Annotated in this window: 21 protein-coding genes and 2 riboswitches; of the genes, 15 read left to right on the top strand and 6 right to left on the bottom strand. The window is 40.6% G+C overall.

Annotation, left to right across the window (positions count from 1 at the left end):
• Positions 1-14 precede the first annotated feature (14 nt).
• Entirely contained in the window at positions 15-716 is a 702-nt protein-coding gene (locus ACIQXH_RS01945; RefSeq protein WP_402869487.1) for a helix-turn-helix transcriptional regulator, read from the bottom strand.
• A 214-nt stretch (positions 717-930) separates the two neighbouring features.
• Here ACIQXH_RS01945 and ACIQXH_RS01940 point away from each other — a divergent pair, with 214 nt between their 5' ends.
• The 9 genes from ACIQXH_RS01940 to ACIQXH_RS01900 all read left to right on the top strand — a co-directional run bounded on the left by ACIQXH_RS01940 (position 931) and on the right by ACIQXH_RS01900 (position 5,739).
• A complete protein-coding gene (locus ACIQXH_RS01940) occupies positions 931-1,311 on the top strand; it encodes a Spx/MgsR family RNA polymerase-binding regulatory protein (protein WP_402869485.1) in 381 nt (126 codons plus the stop codon).
• Between the two features lie 101 nt (positions 1,312-1,412).
• Positions 1,413-2,489, top strand: a complete 1,077-nt coding sequence (comGA, locus tag ACIQXH_RS01935; RefSeq protein WP_403121930.1) for a competence type IV pilus ATPase ComGA — start codon at positions 1,413-1,415, stop codon at positions 2,487-2,489.
• Entirely contained in the window at positions 2,449-3,507 is a 1,059-nt protein-coding gene (gene comGB, locus ACIQXH_RS01930; protein ID WP_402956543.1) for a competence type IV pilus assembly protein ComGB, read from the top strand. Before comGA ends, comGB begins: the two co-directional genes overlap by 41 nt.
• An 81-nt stretch (positions 3,508-3,588) precedes the next feature.
• Complete coding sequence (comGC, locus tag ACIQXH_RS01925) at positions 3,589-3,897, top strand: competence type IV pilus major pilin ComGC (protein ID WP_402869479.1); 309 nt, start codon at positions 3,589-3,591, stop codon at positions 3,895-3,897.
• A 40-nt stretch (positions 3,898-3,937) separates the two neighbouring features.
• A complete protein-coding gene (gene comGD, locus ACIQXH_RS01920) occupies positions 3,938-4,342 on the top strand; it encodes a competence type IV pilus minor pilin ComGD (RefSeq protein ID WP_402869477.1) in 405 nt (134 codons plus the stop codon).
• Positions 4,329-4,667, top strand: coding sequence for a hypothetical protein (locus ACIQXH_RS01915; RefSeq protein ID WP_402869475.1), 339 nt, complete (start codon positions 4,329-4,331; stop codon positions 4,665-4,667). Before comGD ends, ACIQXH_RS01915 begins: the two co-directional genes overlap by 14 nt.
• Positions 4,615-5,094: a competence type IV pilus minor pilin ComGF gene (comGF, locus tag ACIQXH_RS01910; RefSeq protein ID WP_403079306.1), complete on the top strand. Its 480-nt coding sequence runs from the start codon at positions 4,615-4,617 to the stop codon at positions 5,092-5,094. The genes ACIQXH_RS01915 and comGF overlap by 53 nt, the downstream gene beginning before the upstream one ends.
• A 22-nt stretch (positions 5,095-5,116) precedes the next feature.
• Positions 5,117-5,473, top strand: a complete 357-nt coding sequence (comGG, locus tag ACIQXH_RS01905; protein WP_403121911.1) for a competence type IV pilus minor pilin ComGG — start codon at positions 5,117-5,119, stop codon at positions 5,471-5,473.
• A gap of 68 nt (positions 5,474-5,541) precedes the next feature.
• The gene (locus ACIQXH_RS01900) at positions 5,542-5,739 is read left to right on the top strand and encodes a YqzE family protein (protein ID WP_402869469.1); all 198 of its coding nucleotides are present in this window, start codon (positions 5,542-5,544) and stop codon (positions 5,737-5,739) included.
• A gap of 44 nt (positions 5,740-5,783) precedes the next feature.
• Here ACIQXH_RS01900 and ACIQXH_RS01895 read toward each other — a convergent pair whose 3' ends face one another.
• Positions 5,784-6,581: a YqhG family protein gene (locus tag ACIQXH_RS01895; protein WP_403121910.1), complete on the bottom strand. Its 798-nt coding sequence runs from the start codon at positions 6,579-6,581 to the stop codon at positions 5,784-5,786.
• Positions 6,559-8,247, bottom strand: coding sequence for a DEAD/DEAH box helicase (locus tag ACIQXH_RS01890; RefSeq protein ID WP_402956549.1), 1,689 nt, complete (start codon positions 8,245-8,247; stop codon positions 6,559-6,561). The genes ACIQXH_RS01895 and ACIQXH_RS01890 overlap by 23 nt, the downstream gene beginning before the upstream one ends.
• Before the next feature lie 320 nt (positions 8,248-8,567).
• A riboswitch (glycine riboswitch) is annotated at positions 8,568-8,662 on the top strand.
• A 3-nt stretch (positions 8,663-8,665) separates the two neighbouring features.
• A riboswitch (glycine riboswitch) is annotated at positions 8,666-8,750 on the top strand.
• A 98-nt stretch (positions 8,751-8,848) separates the two neighbouring features.
• Between ACIQXH_RS01890 and gcvT the strand changes: the two genes are divergently transcribed.
• Genes gcvT through gcvPB form a run of 3 tightly spaced genes read left to right on the top strand, consistent with a single transcriptional unit; the run spans position 8,849 to position 12,771 of the window.
• Complete coding sequence (gene gcvT, locus ACIQXH_RS01885; RefSeq protein WP_403121908.1) at positions 8,849-9,955, top strand: glycine cleavage system aminomethyltransferase GcvT; 1,107 nt, start codon at positions 8,849-8,851, stop codon at positions 9,953-9,955.
• Between the two features lie 18 nt (positions 9,956-9,973).
• Positions 9,974-11,317, top strand: coding sequence for an aminomethyl-transferring glycine dehydrogenase subunit GcvPA (gene gcvPA, locus ACIQXH_RS01880; protein WP_403121906.1), 1,344 nt, complete (start codon positions 9,974-9,976; stop codon positions 11,315-11,317).
• Positions 11,314-12,771 (top strand): aminomethyl-transferring glycine dehydrogenase subunit GcvPB, encoded by a 1,458-nt coding sequence (gene gcvPB, locus ACIQXH_RS01875; protein ID WP_402869460.1) that lies wholly within the window; start codon positions 11,314-11,316, stop codon positions 12,769-12,771. The genes gcvPA and gcvPB overlap by 4 nt, the downstream gene beginning before the upstream one ends.
• Positions 12,772-12,931: 160 nt before the next feature.
• Here the strand turns inward: gcvPB and ACIQXH_RS01870 are convergent, their stop codons facing one another.
• Positions 12,932-13,315: a rhodanese-like domain-containing protein gene (locus tag ACIQXH_RS01870; protein ID WP_402869458.1), complete on the bottom strand. Its 384-nt coding sequence runs from the start codon at positions 13,313-13,315 to the stop codon at positions 12,932-12,934.
• Between the two features lie 197 nt (positions 13,316-13,512).
• On the opposite strand from ACIQXH_RS01870, the gene ACIQXH_RS01865 reads away from it, so the two are divergent.
• Positions 13,513-14,349 carry a lipoate--protein ligase family protein gene (locus tag ACIQXH_RS01865; protein WP_402869456.1) on the top strand — a complete coding sequence of 279 codons (837 nt, stop codon included), beginning with the start codon at positions 13,513-13,515 and terminating at the stop codon, positions 14,347-14,349.
• Positions 14,350-14,736: 387 nt separating this feature from the next.
• A complete protein-coding gene (locus tag ACIQXH_RS01860; RefSeq protein WP_403121904.1) occupies positions 14,737-17,307 on the top strand; it encodes a vitamin B12-dependent ribonucleotide reductase in 2,571 nt (856 codons plus the stop codon).
• A 196-nt stretch (positions 17,308-17,503) separates the two neighbouring features.
• Here ACIQXH_RS01860 and ACIQXH_RS01855 read toward each other — a convergent pair whose 3' ends face one another.
• Positions 17,504-18,043 carry a PadR family transcriptional regulator gene (locus ACIQXH_RS01855; RefSeq protein WP_403122604.1) on the bottom strand — a complete coding sequence of 180 codons (540 nt, stop codon included), beginning with the start codon at positions 18,041-18,043 and terminating at the stop codon, positions 17,504-17,506.
• Positions 18,040-18,882, bottom strand: a complete 843-nt coding sequence (locus ACIQXH_RS01850; RefSeq protein ID WP_403121902.1) for a sialate O-acetylesterase — start codon at positions 18,880-18,882, stop codon at positions 18,040-18,042. The genes ACIQXH_RS01855 and ACIQXH_RS01850 overlap by 4 nt, the downstream gene beginning before the upstream one ends.
• 331 nt (positions 18,883-19,213) lie before the next feature.
• Here ACIQXH_RS01850 and ACIQXH_RS01845 point away from each other — a divergent pair, with 331 nt between their 5' ends.
• The gene (locus ACIQXH_RS01845; RefSeq protein ID WP_403079318.1) at positions 19,214-20,458 is read left to right on the top strand and encodes an MFS transporter; all 1,245 of its coding nucleotides are present in this window, start codon (positions 19,214-19,216) and stop codon (positions 20,456-20,458) included.
• The last annotated feature ends 12 nt before the right edge of the window (positions 20,459-20,470 follow it).

Below are 20,470 nucleotides of genomic sequence, written 5' to 3'. Positions count from 1 at the left end.
GATGCCTTTTGTTTCTAGGCGAGGATGGATGCCTTATAAGAACATGTTACGCAATTTTCCATCATATTATCCAATTCCACGATGTGGACATTGGTAAACAACGACTCAAACATTCCTTTTAAGAAGGAGTTGTGCATGGTGCAGATAGTGCTAGGGTCAACTTTGGCAACTTCTTTAAAGGGACAGTTATAAATTCTGAAGTGAATTTTATTTTCCGCCTCATCTGCCTGTATTTCAGGAGAGAACCCTGCAATTGATGCTGCATTTTTAAGCATGTTGACTTTTTCATCAAAGGTCAAGTCATCGATGGAGGTTGATTTAAGTTTGATTTGTTGGTGGATCAACTCTTCTCCAAATGTTTTTCCAGTTTCATAGAGCGCCTGTATGCCTGCTTCGCCGAGTGTCATCATAGTCTGGATGGCAATTTTTGAAAGTAACTGATAATCCCTGAAAGGAAAATGAAGTTGAATGACTTTATCCGATAAGTGGTAAATCCTGCTCGGACGGCCACCTTTTCCAGTTTTCCGTGCCTCTGAAGTAAGCATATCAACATCTTCAAGTTTTGATAAATGAAGACGGGCAACATTTGGATGGATTTCAAAGGAGTCTGCAATTTGCTGGACGGAGACTCCTTGATGATTATTCACGATATATTGATAGATATAATATCGGGTTGGATCGGCTAATACGTTGGTAATTCTTAACGTTTGTTCCATTGTGCCCTCCTAAAATTCCAAGTTTAACTAATTATATTATAATACAGGCAAAAAAAATTGGAATGAAAGAAAGAACAAATTTCCCTTATTTAAGAAAAAGTTCACATTTCAATTGGATTTATAGTGCAAATGTATATACAAACATTATACAAATATTGTACAATTCCATTATGGAAATCAAAAACAATAATTTGTGAACGGAGAGTGATGAAGGATGAATCGATTAACTTTCTATTCTTATCCAAGTTGTACTTCTTGCCGTAAAACAAAGAAGTGGTTGAAAGCCAACCATGTTAGCTTTGATGAGCGTCATTTATTCAAAGATACACCGAATGAAGAAGAATTGAAGAGAATCCTTGAATTAACAACCGAAGGAATGGATGAGGTATTGGCAACAAGAAGCGAAGCGTACAAAAAATTAAACGTGAACATTGATGAGATGATGCTTTCCGATGTACTCCATCTATTGACGAATGAGCCTAAATTATTGAGACGTCCGATTCTCATAGACGGTGAAAAGTTAGTGATTGGTCATAATGAAGATGCTTTACGAAATTTGGTTTCCCATAACTCAGAATTGAAAATGAGCATATAAGTCTATTCTCGAATTTTTTTTCGAGAATTTTTTTTATTTAGAAGGAATTTGTCTTATAACGTCGAAATTCTACTACAAGAAAATCTGGAGGTGATGAATGATTGATATCGACTGAAAAAACAGCAGAAAAAATCCTTACCAGTGCCATTAGACTCTCGGCATCGGACATCCACGTTTTACCACGCAAGGAAGGCCCACTTATTCAATTTAGAATCGACAACAAGCTCGTACCACAAGAAACCCTATCCTTTTTTGAAACCGAGAGGCTCATTTCCCATCTTAAATTTCTTGCCGCAATGGATATTGGCGAGAAAAGAAGGCCCCAAAGCGGAGCCATTACCGTCAATCTCGCCAATAAAGTGGTTGGACTTCGACTTTCCACCCTACCCACAGCTCACTCCGAGAGTTTGGTTATCCGTTTAATTCCTCAACAGAATATCCTACCTTTAGAACAGTTATCCTTATTTCCCAATACCGCTCAAAAACTGATAGCGCTTTTGAAACATTCCCATGGGATGATCATTTTCACGGGTCCTACTGGAAGTGGGAAAACGACAACATTATACTCCTTGCTTCATCATGCACAAGAAATGATCAACCGAAATGTCATCACGCTTGAGGATCCTATAGAAAATGAATCTGATAAAGTGTTACAGGTCCAAATTAATGAAAAGGCCGGCATTACGTATTCAGTCGGTTTAAAAGCGGCACTTAGACATGATCCCGATATTATCATGGTCGGGGAAATTAGGGATTCCGAAACGGCAAAGATTGCAGTACGGGCCGCATTGACCGGGCATCTAATCCTCACTACTATGCATACAAGGGATGCTCAAGGAGCCATTTCTAGGCTGCTAGAGTTCGGTGTAAGCTGGCTGGAGATTGAACAGAGTTTAATTGGCGTGACGGCGCAAAGACTGGTGGAGTTGAAATGCCCGCATTGTGAGGGCGAGTGTGCCCCCGATTGTTCCATGACCTACCGAAATAAAAGGGCCAGCGTATATGAGTTGCTGACTGGAAAAAGTCTAGCGGAAGTCTTGAAGGTGACGAAAGAGGAAAAAGGAAAGGGGAAAGCCACCTATCGTCAGCTGAAAGACGAAATTGGGAAAGCGGTAGCGATGGGCTATGTGAATCTCGATGAATTTGAACGGTTGGTTTACGAAGAAACCAAAAAGTAAATGGACGTTGAAAGAACAAGCTGTCTTTATAACGAAGCTGGGCGAATTATTAGCTCATGGTTATCCTTTAGCCGAGGCGATCCACTTCCTGGAATTTCAGGAATCCAAGAAAAAGGCCGGGGATTTCAATCAGGCCATTCAGGATTTAAGGAGTGGGCACCCTTTGCATCAAGTGTTGACGAATCTTACGTTTCATCCAGAGCTTGTAAGTTTTATATTTTATGGCGAACAATATGGCGATCTTGATCGAGCATTGAAGGAAGGAGGGGACTACTGGAAGAAACGGACGGAAGATACAGAAAAAGTGAAAAAACTCATGATCTATCCGATTTTCCTGTTCTTTTTTGTGAGCATTGTATTTTATGTACTGCAAAGTGTCCTTCTCCCCAAGTTTCAGACGATTTTTCAGACGATGAATGTTAAGCAGAATATGATCCTGAATGTGTTGGCTGCATCCTCAGTCATCCTCCCGCTGATCCCCTTCATCCTACTTGGAATGCTCCTTATCTTCTATTTATTCAAACAATTCTGGTTCGACAAACTATGTCCATTAAGACAACGGCGATTATTGATGAAGATTCCGTTGGCAGGACCCTTCATCAAGTTGTATGAAACGTATTTTTTTGCAAGTCAGTTCAGCGGTCTCCTCGCTGGTGGACTTTCTATTAATGAGAGCATTAAATTATTCTCCGTAAACCAGCAGCAACCATTTTATCAAAAGCTTTGCTCCATCATTAAAGATGATTTAATGGAGGGCAGGTCGCTAGAAACCATCTTTCAAGAGCAACCGTACTTTGATAAGAACTTGTCGATTATCGCAGCGAATGGACAAAAGTATGGCAGGCTTGATTCTGAGTTACTCCATTACAGCCGTTTTTTATTGGAAAAGATTGAAGAGAGGATGAACACCATCATGAAAGTCATACAACCTCTTCTTTTTTCTATAATCGGGCTATTGATTATTTCTATTTATATGGCTGTCTTATTGCCGATGTTTTCTCTACTAGATGGAATATAAGGTACAAGAAAAAATGGGAGGTGAATCTGCTCAGAAAATAATTGAGTGCATTCTTTTTATTTTCGTGATTAGCAGATTAATATGAAGAAATATTTAAACGAAAAAGGCTTTACGTTAATTGAAATGCTTATTGTATTGCTCGTCATCTCGATTCTGCTGATTATCACCATACCGAACATCACGAAGCATCAATCGACCATCCATTCTAAGGGGTGTGAGGCTTTTGTCAAAATGGTTCAGGCCCAAGTCCAAGCTTATGAGATAGACAATTCCAAGTTGCCTTCTGGTATTAATGATTTGGAAACTCAAGGATACCTTAAACAGAAATCCTGTCCGAATGGGGACAGCATCAGCATTGACAATAAAGGAAAGGTTACAGTCGTTGAGTAGAAAATTTGGGGAGGATAGCCCTTCCTCCGGAGGATTCACCATGTCCGAGACCCTGATTGTCCTTGTGGTATTTATTCTATTAAGCACTCTAGGCCTTAACCTATATCCAAGTTTTTCAAAGGGAATGCAAAATAAGATGTTCCTTAATCAATTGAATGAAGATATTTTTTATGCACAACAGTATGCAATAAGTCACGAAAGCTTGATTTATTTCTATGTGGATAACGATATTTACACGATTTACTCTTATAAGGAAGAAGTGATACTAGAGAGAAAGATACCGCCGGACGTACAGTTCATGAATGGGACATTAGGGGCTTCTTTTTATTTCAATCAATATGGAAATGCTTCAAAAGCCGGTACGATGACCATTGATACTTCAAAGGGGAAATACAAGCTGGTGGTCAATATCGGTAAAGGGAGGTTCAGGATTGAGAAACAGTAAAGGATACGTCTACTTAGAAATGATAGCCTCTTTTTCCATTTGTGTATTCCTAGTGATTTCCATGCTTCCTATTCTTGAAGATTCGATGTCCAATCGTAAGAACGTAGTTTTGAGGGCGGATGCCCATCATTTGCTGTATGAAAGATTGTTGGCATATATGGATGGGGAAATACAGGCTATCCACGAAGAAATTACGTACCAGGAAAAATCGTATGAATTGACCTGGAATGTCCAAAAGGAGTTTCCGGATATGGTTGAAGGATGTGTCCGATATGAAAATGCAAAGGGGAAGTATGAATCGATTTGTGATGTTGCGAAAAAGTGAAGGGTTTACCATGATTGAAATGCTCTTTTCCTTAATGATCCTGCTGACCCTTTCCCTTTTTATCCTCCAGTTTTTCTCAATCATTCAATCCCAGATAGGAACAAAAAATAGAATACATCCTAAAGAGTGGGAGCTCTTTACGTTGCAAATGCAACAGGAAGTCAGAAGCTCCAAAAGCCAGGATGTTGTGGGGAATAAATTATATTTACTTTCAGGAGAGGATTTGTCTTTAATCGAGCAATATAATGACAAGCTTAGAAGACGGGTTAACGGGGAGGGCCATGAGGTCATACTCCAGAACATTTCGAATGTGAAGGTTGAAAAGGATGGCAACGTCATCGTACTCAATATAACGGATAAAGCAGGTCAGACCTTTATACGAAGGTTCCATCCCTTCATTAAAAGTGAGTTGGTGGCTGATGAATAATCAAAAAGGAGTCATATTCCCAATGGTTATGATTATAGCTAGTGTTTTTATCATGTTCACGATACTGATGGTTGATCAATTCGTTATTGATAAAAAATTTTATAAAGAAGTAGAAGAGACCTTACTTTCCGATCACTTAGTGCATCTGGCCGTTAATGAAGTGACAGCCGAATGGGAGGATGAGGTACCCAAAAGCATTCAGGGGGAAATCGCCTATCCTAATGGTGATGTTCACTATAGGTTAACGAAGCAGGATGTGCGATATGCCTATATCGAATTTTCTTCTATCACCAAAAATAAGCGAGCAGGCCGAATCATCATTCTATATGATAAAAAACTAGGTAGAGTGATAGAATGGATAGAAAAACTGAAGGACTAACATGTCGATTTATGGTGAACGAATATGGAATACGAATATGGGGCATACTTGGTCATGGGTGATAATGTATGTCTACGAACGCTTATATCAAATATATTACACAGCAAATCGTACAGTATTTCAATTTAACCAAGAGAGAAAGAAAAGAAAAGCGCCGTCATCGGAAAGAGGATAAGGAGCCTAGAGTTTCTCACTGGTTTGGGATTGTCCCTTTCGCCGTGTCCATGTTCATTAAAAAAGTCAAAAAAAGAAAGCAGATGTCTTGAATTCATAGACATCTGCTTTTCTTAATGACCGGCTTTAGAGACCATTATGCTAATGATTGGTCGGATAAATAGAATAGCCCGCCATTGATGATGGTAATTTGGATATTTGGCTCATATTGGGCTTGCAATGCCTGTTTCTCAGTAAAATAGCTTTCGCTTTTATCTTCCATATCCTTATAAAAATGTTCCAATAGATTCAAGTCTGTCTGCCACCGTTCCATCGCTTCTTCCGCCCAGGTATGATCATCATTCTCGAAGCTTTTACGAATATATGTATCGAGTCTGGATAGCCCGCTTTTAGGCATGATCAAGGGGGAAAGTGTAAAAGAATAATCCGGTATTTTGGGAGTGACCTTGACCGACAGGAGACGCTCATGAAATCCTTCTATGAATTCACCGGAAATTAAATTAAGTCCTATGGACATGAAGATATCTTTTTTTCTGTCACACTGATAAGAGATTTTTACATTTTGGGTGAGCCAAGGAAAAAGTGGACTTTGGCCTGTCTTTAAGGGAGGCCTATCCTCAAAAAGCCTGATGAAACCTGCCAGCCTCTTGGTCGACTGGATAATTTGGTGGAGCCGTGGCGAACCAAAATGAATGATTTCCCCTTTCAAATCAGGCGGTGCCAGTTCGGGATGGGTGATTAACGTAAGCATGCCAGGATTCGGTATCCCACCGGTTTTTTCGAGATAGTGCCAATAAAAAGGTCTGTTCATGAGTTCCTTATCCATTTCGATCGTTAACTGAACAGTGAGATATGAAGAGGTATTTTCCAACACCTCACATGCGTTGGATTGAAAGTAGGTTATTAAAAAATCATGAATTTCCTGTTGCTGCATGGATTTCACCATCCTTCATAGCTTGTGCGAACTGAATCATGGAAGACAAATTATCCATTTTAATTTTCATTTCTCCTTCTGATTTGGACTCTCCGACAACATCAATTAAATATTCCTCGATATTGTTAATATCCAACTTCGTTAAAATATCATCCAGTTCTCCAATTACCTTTTCAAATAAGTGGATTTTTTCATATAGCAATTTCAAAATATGCTCTTCGACTGTATTTTTAGTGGCAAAGTTATAAATCATGACGTCTTCTTCTTGACCAAGTCGATGAATCCGTCCAATCCTTTGTTCCAACCTCATTGGATTCCAAGGCAAATCAAAATTGATCAAGTGATGGCAAAACTGTAGGTTGATTCCTTCTCCTCCGGCTTCGGTGGCAATCAATACCTGGATTTTCTTCTGGAATAGTTCCTTCATCCAATCTTTTTTACCACGCTTAAACCCTCCGCGGAATGGAACGGATGAAATGCCATGCTGTTGCAGGTACCATTGTAGATAAAGCTGTGTAGCACGATATTCGGTGAAAATAATGACCTTGTCATCAATTTTCTTAATCAGTTCCAAAGCCTTCTCTGCCTTTGAATTTTGTTCGGTGAGGTTTACTTTCTCAAACAGATCATCTAATCTTGCTTCAAAGTCAGCCGATGGTTCTTTGTATTTTTCCTTCATATTCTTCAATGTATAGTAGACTGCTTCTCGGCTGCTGCATGCTTCCCTTTGAAGGGTGAGTGAAGAAAAAGCACTTCCTTTTGTTCCGTCTGATATTGGTTTAAACTTCGTTACGGCATCATACAAGGCTTGTTCAGTTGGTGAAAATTCAATGATGATCGTCTCTACACGCCGCTTCGTCCATTCAATTCCAGTATCGGCACGTCGGTTTCTTATCATGACCGTATTGACAAGCTCCTTTAAGTGCTCATCTTCTAGAATGTTCCGGCCTTTCCCTTTGTATTTTTCGGAAAAGAGTGCGGCATTTCCTAGGTGTCCAGGCTTTAATAATGAAACGAGATTAAAGATTTCCTCGATTTTATTCTGAATGGGTGTAGCAGTCAGCAATAAACAGAATTTCTTTTTAAGATTTTGGACAAATTCATAATTTTTCGTTTTATTATTTTTAAGTTTATGAGCTTCATCAATAATGATAAAGTCATATTCTTGATTGAAAATGATATCCCGATGGGGGGCTCGCTTAGCCGTATCGATGGAGGATATGACGATGTCGCATGATTCCCATACATAACTCTTCCTTTGAACGACTGCAGGAATATGAAACTTCGTATTCAGTTCGAAAGCCCATTGGGTGACAAGTGATGCGGGTACAAGGATCAAAACCTTTTTAACCAGTCCCCGAATCATATATTCTTTTAAAATCAATCCAGCTTCGATAGTCTTACCAAGACCGACCTCATCAGCCAATATGGCTTTGCCATTCATCTGTTCAACCACCTGACGTGCAGCCTCTAATTGATGGGGAAGGGGAGTCAGTTGTTGAAGGTGCTTAGGCGCTTGTAAGCCTTCGAAATCAGGAATAATTAGGTTCTCTTCCATTTGGATGGCCAGTTTATAAAGATCCCAATTTCCCCATGGACCGTCGTTTTCCATCTTTTGCAGAAATTCATCATTCCAATCAGAACTGAAGGATATATTGATTTTCATTGATTCTTGCTCCTTCTTAAAACATAATTTTCTTAGTTTCTTTAGACCATGAACTTTTTTATAGGTTAATAAAATCTTTCTCCACGAAAGTTATTGCAGAGTAAAGTATCTTAGGGTAGGATGTAAATATATTTAGAAAATTGCAATAGTAATGAAGTTAGAAGGAAAATATTCTTCTTGGATAATAATTTTAGTTATTATAGTATTAGCATTTGGATAGTGCTTTATCCAAAGATCAACAATGAGCAGATTGGTACCCATTTCACGCAAATGGATGACCATCAGGTGGGGAATTTTCAGTCTTTTCCATCAATATGCGGGTGAGGATAAGGGGAGAGACTACCATCTACATATGTAGCGCCGAAGGAGCAAACTTAGCAGTGAATCTCTCAGGCAAATGAACTCTTATCGGACGCGACTCTGGAGAGCGCCAATTATTTAATGACGGCCACCAAAGGGGAAAACCTATAATAATAGGTAAACTTTCAGGTTTCAGGACAGAGAAAAAGCCATTTTGGCTTTCTCTGTCCTTTTTTGTGTCTTTTTTTTAAGGAATATCAGGTGAAAGAGAACAAGCAAAAAAATTGAAGGAGGTCATTTTTTGAGCGATTTAAAAAGAACGCCATTATTCGAGGTTTACAGTGAGCACGGTGGAAAAACGATCGATTTTGGTGGGTGGGAACTGCCCGTGCAGTTTACCGGCATAAAAGATGAACACGAAGCTGTGCGTACAAGAGGTGGCTTATTTGATGTGTCGCATATGGGAGAGATTGAGGTAAAAGGTTTCGGGAGCCTTTCCTTTTTACAAAAGATGTTGACGAATGACGTAGCCAAGCTGAAACAGGGCGGAGCGCTATACACAGCCATGTGTTATGAAAATGGGGGGACCGTGGACGATCTTATCGTTTACCAAAAAGCGGAAGAGGATTATCTGCTTGTGGTCAATGCAGCCAACATCGAGAAAGACTTCAATTGGCTTCAGGCGAATGGTATGGAAGGTGTCAGCATCAATAATGTTTCAAACGATTATGCGCAACTTGCTCTGCAGGGTCCTCGAGCGGAGAAAGTATTGCAGAAGATTACCGAGCAAACCGATTTAAGCACAATTGGCTTTTTTAAATTTAAAGAAGATGTCCACATTCATAATATATCCACGATGGTTTCACGTACAGGGTATACGGGGGAAGATGGTTTCGAGATATATTGCCGAAGTGAGGATGGTCCAGCCCTCTGGAGAAAAATTTTGGAAGCTGGTAAAGATGATGGGATACAACCGATTGGGCTGGGAGCCCGTGATACCCTTCGATTCGAAGCGAAACTACCGCTTTATGGTCAAGAGCTTTCGCCGGACATCACCCCAATCGAAGCGGGGATTGGTTTTGCGGTTAAACCGGATAAGGCGTCAGACTTTTTTGGAAAAGCCGTGCTTGCCGAACAAAAGGAAAAAGGGGCACCACGTAAGCTTGTTGGAATCGAAATGATTGACCGGGGCATACCTCGGCATGGCTATAAAGTATATAACGGGGAGAAACTCATTGGCGAAGTGACGACAGGGACTCAGTCACCAACATTGAATAAAAATGTAGGATTGGTCCTTATCGATAAGAATCACTCAAGTCTATCCACGGAAGTCGAAGTGGAAATTCGCTCTAAAAGACTGAAAGCCATTGTTATCCAAACACCTTTTTATAAAAATACACGAAAATAGAAGGGAATGGTCCATAAGATGAAACATCGTTACTTACCGATGACAGAGCAGGATAAAAAAGAAATGTTGGAAGTTATAGGGGTCATATCCGTCGATGATCTCTTCAGCGATATACCAGAAAATGTCCGATTTCAAGGTGAATATGACATAAAACCAGCAAAATCAGAGCCAGCTTTAATGAAGGAACTATCAAAACTGGCTTCCAAAAATGCGGATTTGAAAAACTATGCATCTTTCCTTGGGGCTGGTGTGTATGATCATTATTCACCTGTCATCGTCGATCACGTCCTATCCCGTTCGGAGTTTTATACAGCCTACACTCCCTATCAACCGGAAATTTCTCAAGGAGAGCTTCAGGCCATCTTTGAATATCAAACGATGATATGTGAATTGACGGGTATGGAGGTTGCGAATTCCTCGATGTATGACGGTGGAACAGCCTTAGCTGAAGCGGCCATGCTTGCTGCCGGACAAACGCGCCGGAAAAAGATTTTATTATCATCTACTGTCCATCCTGAATCAAGGGAAGTGGTGAAAACCTACGCAAAGGGTCAACGGGTGGAGGTCATCGAGATTCCTCATAAAGACGGAGTCACAGATATTGCTGCTTTAAAAGACCTGGCTTCGGATGATATTGCAGGCGTCATCGTACAGTACCCCAACTTCTTTGGACGCATCGAGCCGTTGAAGGAAATGGAAGCAATCATACATAACGTGAAATCGATGTTTATCGTATCGAGTAATCCGCTTGCACTTGGTGCATTGACTCCGCCGGGAAAACTCGGTGCCGATATCGTGACGGGTGATGCTCAGCCATTCGGCATTCCAGCCGCATTCGGCGGACCTCATTGCGGATATTTCGCGGTCACGAAAAAACTGCTACGGAAAGTGCCGGGCCGTTTAGTCGGTCAGACAGTGGATGAGGATGGAAAACGGGGCTTCGTACTGACGCTCCAAGCACGTGAGCAACATATACGCCGTGACAAAGCTACATCCAATATTTGTTCCAATCAGGCATTGAACGCATTGGCAGCCTCTGTAGCCATGACTGCTCTAGGGAAAAAAGGCGTCAGAGAAATGGCCGTCCAGAATATTCAAAAAGCCCATTACGCAAAAAAGACGCTCCAAGCACAAGGAATTGAAGTGGTCTTTGAAGGACCTTCGTTTAATGAATTTGTCATTAAGTTGCCTCTTCCCTACAAAGATATCAATAAGAGGCTCTTTGAAAAAGAAATGATTGGTGGTTTTGACCTGGGCTCCGTTTATCCCGAGTTGAAAAATCATATGCTAGTGGCTGTAACGGAACTAAGAACAAAAGAAGAAATCGATGCATTTGCGCAGGAACTGGGGGATCAACTATGAATAATCAAGATCAATCACTCATTTTTGAAATCAGTACAGCCGGTCGAATCGGGTATAGCCTTCCTGAAATGGATGTAGCGGATATTCCACTAGAAGAAATCCTGCCTGTGGAATATATACGTACGGAGGAAGCCGAGCTTCCGGAAGTTTCCGAGCTTGATATCATGCGTCATTATACGGCTTTATCCAAACGGAACCATGGAGTGGACTCTGGGTTTTATCCACTCGGCTCCTGTACGATGAAATATAATCCGAAAATTAATGAAAATGTCGCCAGGTACAATGGTTTTGCCCATATCCATCCATACCAGGACCCAGAAACCGTCCAAGGTGCTCTAGAGTTGTTATTTGATCTTCAGGAACATTTGACGGAAATTACAGGAATGGATCAAGTGACCTTGCAGCCTGCTGCCGGGGCGCATGGTGAATGGACTGGGCTCATGATGATCAGGGCTTTCCATGAAGCGAATGGAGATGTAAACCGTACGAAAGTCATCGTCCCCGATTCGGCCCATGGAACGAACCCGGCTTCGGCAACAGTTGCCGGACTAGAGACGATTACGGTAAAATCCAATGAATTCGGGCTCGTGGACCTTGAAGACTTGAAGCGAGTGGTAGGACCAGATACAGCAGCATTAATGCTTACGAATCCAAATACATTAGGCTTATTCGAAGAGGATATCCTGGAGATGGCACAGCTTGTCCATGACGCCGGTGGAAAGCTTTATTATGACGGGGCTAACCTGAATGCTGTTCTTTCCAAAGTGCGTCCAGGAGATATGGGTTTTGACGTTGTTCATTTAAATCTCCATAAAACATTCACTGGACCCCATGGCGGAGGAGGACCTGGTTCAGGTCCGGTTGGGGTGAAGTCGGATTTAATTCCCTATTTGCCTAAACCGATCGTGACAAAAGAGGGCGATCAGTTTGTCCTTGATTATGACCGTCCACAATCCATTGGAAGGGTCAAGCCCTATTATGGGAACTTCGGCATCAATGTAAGGGCTTATACGTACATAAGGTCAATGGGACCGGATGGACTTAAGGCCGTTACGGAGAATGCCGTCATCAATGCAAATTATATGATGCGACGTTTGGAACCATTTTTCGATTTGCCATATAATCGCCATTGTAAGCATGAATTTGTATTGAGTGGTCGGAGGCAAAAGCAGTTGGGAGTCCGTACATTAGATATTGCGAAAAGACTACTTGATTTTGGGTATCATCCACCAACCATATATTTTCCGTTAAATGTAGAAGAAGGAATGATGATCGAACCGACGGAAACGGAGTCAAAAGAAACACTGGACGCTTTCATAGATGCAATGATACAAATAGCCAAGGAAGCCGAAGAAACCCCTGAAATCGTTCAGGAGGCTCCCCATACCACGGTTATTAAACGCCTGGATGAAACATTGGCCGCTAGAAAACCAATTCTTCGTTATCAAGCATGATGCTGAAAAAACCCCTGCCAGATGGCGGGGGTTTTTTATTTGGTAAAATTCATATGTATCTCGGGAAATAACATGCTTGGCCTGTTAAGCATGAGTTCCCTATTGAACAGTATGATATGTTTCAAAACCGGATAAGATGTAAGGTTTAGGCAATTGGGCCTTATTTCTTCGCCTTGATCTTCCCTGTCCACATTTTGAAACCGCCTTTTAAGTGAAAAAGTTCCCTGTAGCCTTTTTTATATAGCATGGCTGCCGCTCTTCCGCTAATGATTTCACTTTGAGCATACAAGTATACAGGCTTGTCCTGCCTAATTTCCACTAAGCGGGTCTTCATTTGTGTCATAGGGATATTTCTTGCCCCTAAGATATGTCCATTATCAAAATCATTAGGTTCCCGTACGTCAATTAATTGAACTTTTCTGTAATTAGCGATAAATTCTTCCTGTGTTAAGGTTTTAACGATTTTACGTTGACGGAACCAATTAAATAGTGAATATGCAACGATGGCTACTATGATGATAATCAGTGTATATAAGATATCCAACCATAAAAACTCCCTTCTACCTAAACGAATACAGACAATGTCTATTATATAATTGGTTTCTCCAATAATCAAAAAAAATTTTATAAATATTTGGTGGAATAGCTTACTTTCTTTTTTACGTTGCTAAACTCTGGTAAACTACTACTTGTGAGTTTTTTTAGAGGGTTTAATAAGCCTACGTGAAAAGAGGGGTAATCGTGACGAAAGAAAAATGGGGATTCATTGATTCAGGCGATTGTTCACCTGCTTATAATATGGCAATGGACGAAGCACTCTTGAATTGGCAGAGTAATGGGGAAATCCCTCCCATGATCCGGTTTTACGGGTGGAACCCGGCTACATTATCCATCGGGTATTTTCAAAGGGCTGAGACCGAAATCGATTTGGCGGAAGTTGAAAGGCAAGGCTTAGGTTTTGTCCGTAGGCCTACAGGCGGTCGGGCTGTTTTGCATGAACATGAACTCACCTATAGCGTCATTGTCCCAGAGTCTTATCCGGGAATGCCGAATACAGTGACCGAAGCATATCGGGTGATTTCTGAAGGGATATTGAAGGGGTTCAGAAACCTCGGACTGGATGCCTATTTCTCTGTGCCTGAAACTGAACAGGATAAAGAGATGCTGAAATCTCCAAAGTCCTCAGTTTGCTTTGATGCGCCAAGCTGGTATGAACTGGTTGTTGAGGGAAGGAAAGTTGCGGGCAGCGCACAAACGAGACAAAAAGGTGTTATCCTTCAGCATGGAGCCATCCTGCTTGAACTTGATGAGGAGAAGCTATTTAGTGTATTCAAGTTCTCCGATGATAAAGTAAAAGAGAAGATGAAAAACAATCTGAGAAACAAAGCAGTGGCCATCAATGACATTGCTGGTAGAAAAATAACTATTTCCGAGGCGAAGGTAGCCTTTGAAAACGGTTTTTCTGAGGGTCTGTCGATTGATTTGAAACCATATGTGCTGAGTGAAAAGCAATTACAGGAAGTGAAGGACATCGCCAAAAATAAATATGAAAGTGATGACTGGAATTTTTTGAGGTAGAAAAAGAGGGGAAGCGAGAGTCGGGAATAAATAAGTTTTTTCAGATTTGTGTGAACAAGCATGTATTCCTTGTAACGTCAGTGCTTTGAAAGAGGCGGGCAAAATGCAATGTTCAAATTCATTGAAATCTGTCTAATTTTTATTATAAATCGACATTTTCCTCCCTTTTACTAACTCAATTAATTGATTCACCGTTTGACAAAATTAAAAGACAATCAACCACAACACAATATATAGTGGTTAAAATAAATACTTAAACACTACATGTTGAATTTTGTGTTTCGCTATGATAAATTTAGTGTAACTTGTTAAGCGAAACGGACATGTAGGTTACATATTGATTTTTGCAACAAGAACGGATCTGAAACATGTAAAGGAGAGGGAATTATGTCGGTTGTAATTAAAGAAGCTTTAAAGGTTGATCTAGAAAGGTTGAATGAAGATATATCTTTATTTCCCCAAGTTCATCCTGTAACGGCTGATATGAAAATGATGCATAAGGGCGTGTCCCGTCTAGTTATGCTTGACCGTTATTCTTTTAAGGATACTGAAAAAATCACACTCTCTGCTGGCGATTTTGTAGTATTGACAATTAAAGAAGATCCGAAATTTCCTGCACGTGGTCTTGGCCATATCGTTGAAATAGATTGGGAATCGAAAAAGGCAAAGGTTTTAGTGGATGAAGAGTTCCGCGGAGTGCTGGATAATCCGGAAGAAGTGGAAACAGGAATCATTAATCGGCCGCTTGATATCATCGAAAAGCCGCTTGAAATATATTACGAGCAAATTGCCAAGCGTAATGCAACTGGTTTGGCTTCAGTGGAAACGACTGAAGAAAAAAGAACGGAATGGTTCAATAAATTTTATGAAGAATTAAAGGACCTTAATTTCGTGCCGGCCGGCCGGGTATTATATGGCGCTGGTTCTAACACGGATGTAACGTACTTTAATTGTTATGTCATGCCGTTTGTACCAGATTCACGCGAAGGGATTTCCGAGCATAGAAAGCAAGTCATGGAGATCATGAGCCGTGGTGGTGGAGTCGGTACGAATGGCTCTACTCTCCGTCCAAGAAACACCCTTGCGAAAGGGGTCAATGGCAAGTCTTCAGGTTCTGTTTCATGGCTTGATGATATAGCGAAATTGACTCATTTGGTTGAACAGGGTGGAAGTAGACGCGGTGCCCAAATGATCATGCTTACTGATTGGCATCCAGATATTGCGGAGTTCATTATTTCAAAAATGCAAAACCCGAGGATTCTTCGTTACCTAATGGAGAACACAAAAGATGAAACCATAAAGAAATATGCATCGGATAAATTGAAGTTCACACCGCATACCGAACAAGAAACGGCGATGTACCAAGGAATCATTAATTATAAAGAGATTCCGGGTCTAGGTGGATTCAGTGAAAAAATCATTAGGGATGCTGAAGAAAAAGTTCGCGTAGGCGGAACGTATAGCGTCCACAATCCGGACTTTTTGACTGGTGCCAATATCTCAATCTGCTTAACCAAAGAGTTCATGGAAGCCGTTGAAAAAGATACGGAGTATGAGTTGCGCTTCCCTGATGTCGAAAGCTACGACGCGGAAGAAATGGCGATTTATAATGATGAGTGGCACAATGTAGGAGACGTACGCGAGTGGGAAAAAATGGGCCATAAAGTCCGGGTTTACCGTAAGATCCGTGCTAAGGAGCTTTGGAACCTGATTAACATTTGTGCGACGTACTCAGCAGAACCGGGAATATTCTTTATTGATAATGCCAATGAGATGACGAATGCAAAAGCTTATGGACAGCAAGTCGTTGCTACGAATCCATGTGGTGAACAGCCATTGGCTCCATTTTCAGTGTGTAACCTGGCAGCGGTCAATTTAGCTGAGATGGCGGATAAAGATAATAAGACCGTTAACTTCGAAAAACTTAAGAAAACAGTTGAAGTGGGCGTGCGGATGCAAGATAACGTCATTGATGCAACCCCTTATTTCCTAGAGGAAAACAAAAAACAAGCACTCGGCGAGAGACGGGTTGGATTAGGTGTCATGGGACTGCATGATTTGCTAATTTATTGTGAAACCGAGTATGGATCAGAAGAAGGAAAAATCCTGGTGGACAAAGTGTTTGAAACGATTGCTACGTCTGCTTACAGGGCTTCGGTTGAACTTGCAAAAGAAAAAGGCAGCTTCCCGTTCCTGAAGGGAACGTCGGATGAAGAAACGAATGAGCTTAGAACGCGCTTCACGAATACTGGATTCATGAAGAAGATGCCTGAGGATATTCGTACAAGCATTGCCGAGCACGGTATCCGGAACTCCCATTTATTGACCGTGGCTCCTACGGGCAGCACAGGTACGATGGTCGGCGTTTCGACAGGTCTTGAACCATACTTCTCGTTCACATATTTCCGTAGCGGACGTTTAGGGAAATTCATTGAAGTCAAAGCGGACATCGTTCAGGAATACTTGGATCGTCATCCTGAAGCCGATCCTGATAACCTTCCTGAATGGTTTATTTCGGCGATGGAATTGGCTCCTGAAGCCCATGCGGATGTTCAATGCATCATTCAACGTTGGATTGATAGCTCAATCAGTAAAACGGTTAACGCCCCAAAAGGGTATACCGTCGAGCAGGTCCAAAAAGTGTACGAGCGCTTATATAAAGGCGGCGCAAAAGGTGGAACGGTTTATGTAGATGGAAGCCGTGACAGCCAGGTTCTTACATTAAAAGCTGAAGAAAACCAAATGGAACAGCAGCTTGAAATGGATGGCTTAACAGATGTGGAAGAAAAGAAAAAAGTCGTTCTGGTTGATACCATCAATGAACTGCGTTCGACTAATGTAACGATAGGTTCGGAAGTGGGTAACACGTGTCCAGTTTGCCGTAAGGGTGAAGTCCAGGAAATGGGCGGATGCAATACTTGTACGAATTGTGGTGCCCAATTGAAGTGCGGGCTTTAAACCAGTAATGAAAAGATGTATCGTTCAAAAAAAACAGCCCTTTGGATTAAGATAGTCCAAAGGGCTGTTTTTTAATGTCTAGAGGATTTCAGTGTGATTTCAAGTAGAGGAATGTTCTATTATTGAAAACCTTTTTATGGATTCCTTAAATAAATATCCCCTATCAATTTTACTAAGTAATATTGATAGGGGATATTTATGCATTGGGTTCTTCTATTTCTTCTTTCAATTCTTTAAACCATTTTAAGTTCACTTGATGATGAGAACGAGAATTTTCGTTCATGCGGCGAAAATAATCGATTTTACCAGGAAATTCTTTTGTGATGGCTAGATAATCATCGAGGAGAGCAATTCGAGCTTCAGTCTGGTCAATTTGTGCTTGAATTAATTTTAATAATTTATATTTATCGAAATCATCTGCAAAGAGTAACGCCACATAGCATTGTAAGTTGACATATTCGGATTTAGTTCCAAACTTCACCATTAATTTTTCGAATTCTTCCATTCCTGAATTTGTGATAATAAAACGGTGGATTTCGCGCCCATTGCTTGAAATTGTTTGATGAACTTGTTCAATCAAGCCTTTTTCCTCAAGTTGTTGTAAGTTGTAATAAAATGAACCCTTCGTAAAGTTAACGATATACTTATAATGTCGTTTTTCCATTAAAGTTAGTAGTTCGTAGCCATGCGCTCCAGGATTTTGGATCAGCAGGCCAAGTATAAGCAAGGGGATTATGATTGCATCACCTTCATCATTTTTGCTTCAAATTCAGCGTATGTGATTTTGCTTAAAGCCATATTCATACTATGAATATAAATTTGTTCGGTTTTTGAATAGTCAGTATTGGTTTTTAATGATTGTTCTTCATTCGAAAGAGGTGTTAGGACATCGCACTTTTTCGAAAATGCCTCGTAGTAGCGATAACCAAATTTTCGTTGCGAAACAGCGTCCAAATGAATACCGTCCGGATTGGCTGTTAAGCCTTCTGCCGTTACAAAGTAACAGTTTTGCTGAGTATGAGCAAATCGGAGTAACTGTTCATTAACTTGTTGAGACTCTGTTGCGTATTTTCCAAAACCTATTTTCCCTAAAAAGTCACCAAGTCCACCAATGATTAAAGGGACATCTTCAAGTCCTAATTCTTTTCTTAAAGTATCAATAATCAGGACCAATTTCTCATAATATGTTTCATGAAGACCATGGTTGCTATCACTTTCGCCTTGGTGCCAAAGAATACCGCAGATTTCACTAGACTCAAGCGCAAATCGAGCTTCAGATAAAGCATGTTTAAAAAGGGTACCTTCTGGATGCCAATCATTTAAAGAACTGCCGCCTTCCGCACAAGGAATTAAGCCAATTTCATCATCAGGATTGACTTTCGACCATTCCTCTGCAAAAGATGCTGCGAGACTTACACCAGCAACAGGACGATCGTAATTAATCGGTTCGGTCATCATTTGCCATTGACCATTGCGTAGCATTTTTATTTTTTCATTATAGATAGGATCTACTTCATGCAAGAATCCACGTCCTGCCATATTTGACTGACCTAACATTAAAAAAGATTTTGTCATTTAATTTTCACGCCTTTGGATAACTGATATAGCCTAATTAGACTTTCATCATTATATAGTCTAATTAGACTATCGTCAACTTGTTTGTCTACAAGGAACTTTTACTAACGAAAAATATAGAATCCCATCATGCTGATTACTTTATATGTCATACTTAAACTTATTAAAAAGCTACAAAAAGTCGTCGAGGTAAGCTAAGGAGCTTTCCTCGACGACTTTTTGAGTTATTCCCTATTAGCATGTCCCAACCCTTTTTTTGGAAAATGTCTTTATGAAGTATTTTCAGTTTTATGGTTAGACTATTCATTATCAACATTAATGAGGTGTTTGAATGGAAAACCAGAAAGGTAATAGTAAGGTTAGCGTGTGGTGTATTGTAAGCATGGCTTCGATTCCTCTCGTTATGACCCTGGGGAATTCAATGCTTATACCCGTACTACCGGTTTTTGAAGAGAAAGTGAATATTACTTCATTTCAATCGAGTATGATAATCACCAGTTATTCGGTCGCGTCCATCTTTCTTATCCCCGTGGCGGGTTACTTATCTGATCGCATAGGAAGAAAAAAAGTCATACTACCGAGTCTAATATTAGCTTTAATTGGAGGATTGATTGCAGGGTTCGCATCCTGGAAAATGGACAGTCCATATACCTGGATAATCATTGGGCGGATCCTTCAAGGGATTGGAGCATCTGGGGCGTCACCTATTATTCTTCCGTTAGTGGGGGACCTTTATAAGGATGACGATGAAAAGACCAGCTCGACGCTTGGCATCATCGAAACGTCAAATACGTTCGGCAAAGTTTTAAGTCCGATTTTAGGATCTTTGTTTGCAGCTGTCCTTTGGTTCCTTCCGTTCTTTTCTATTTCCTTTTTTAGCCTGATCTCAATCATTTTCGTATTCTTTTGCATCAAGGTTCCAAAAAATGAAGATGAGCCTCTTAAGTTCAAGGAATTCTTAAAAAAAACGAAGGCTACCTTTAAGAAAGAAGGAAAATGGCTGTCCGTAGTCTTCATATTGGGTGTTTTCGTCATGCTCATTCTTTTTGCGGTGCTATTTTTCTTATCGGATAATCTGGAGAAATTGCATCATCTAAAAGGAGTGAAAAAAGGCTTTATATTGGCTATCCCTTTATTATTCCTGTGTATCTCCTCTTATATAGCGGGAAGGAAAATCAAAGGAAGCATTCCTTTGATGAGAAAGATCATTTTGGTCAGTTTAATACTGATGTCGGCAAGCGTGGCATTTGTAGGATATACAAAGGACAAACTCGTGATCATGCTCATTCTAGTGAGTATATTGGGGATTGCCATTGGGGCGCTACTTCCAACATTGGATGCGCTCATCACTGAGAATATCGAAAAGGAACAACGAGGAACCATCTCGTCTTTTTATAGCGCGGCCAGGTTTATCGGTGTCGCGGCAGGACCACCGCTCATGTCTGTGTTAATGAAAAATCATTTAAACATGAGTTATATTATTTCCGCCGTGATTGGTCTCATCTTGCTATTCCTCGTCTTTAAAATCATTAATAAAAAAACATTGAAACCGGACGACAAGAAAGCCGAATCCTAAAGGAATCGGCTT

Source organism: Peribacillus sp. NPDC097225 (assembly GCF_044761955.1).
Lineage (GTDB): Bacteria > Bacillota > Bacilli > Bacillales > DSM-1321 > Peribacillus.
The sequence above is the reverse complement of the archived record's forward strand: the minus strand, read 5'-3'. Positions and strand labels throughout refer to the sequence as shown.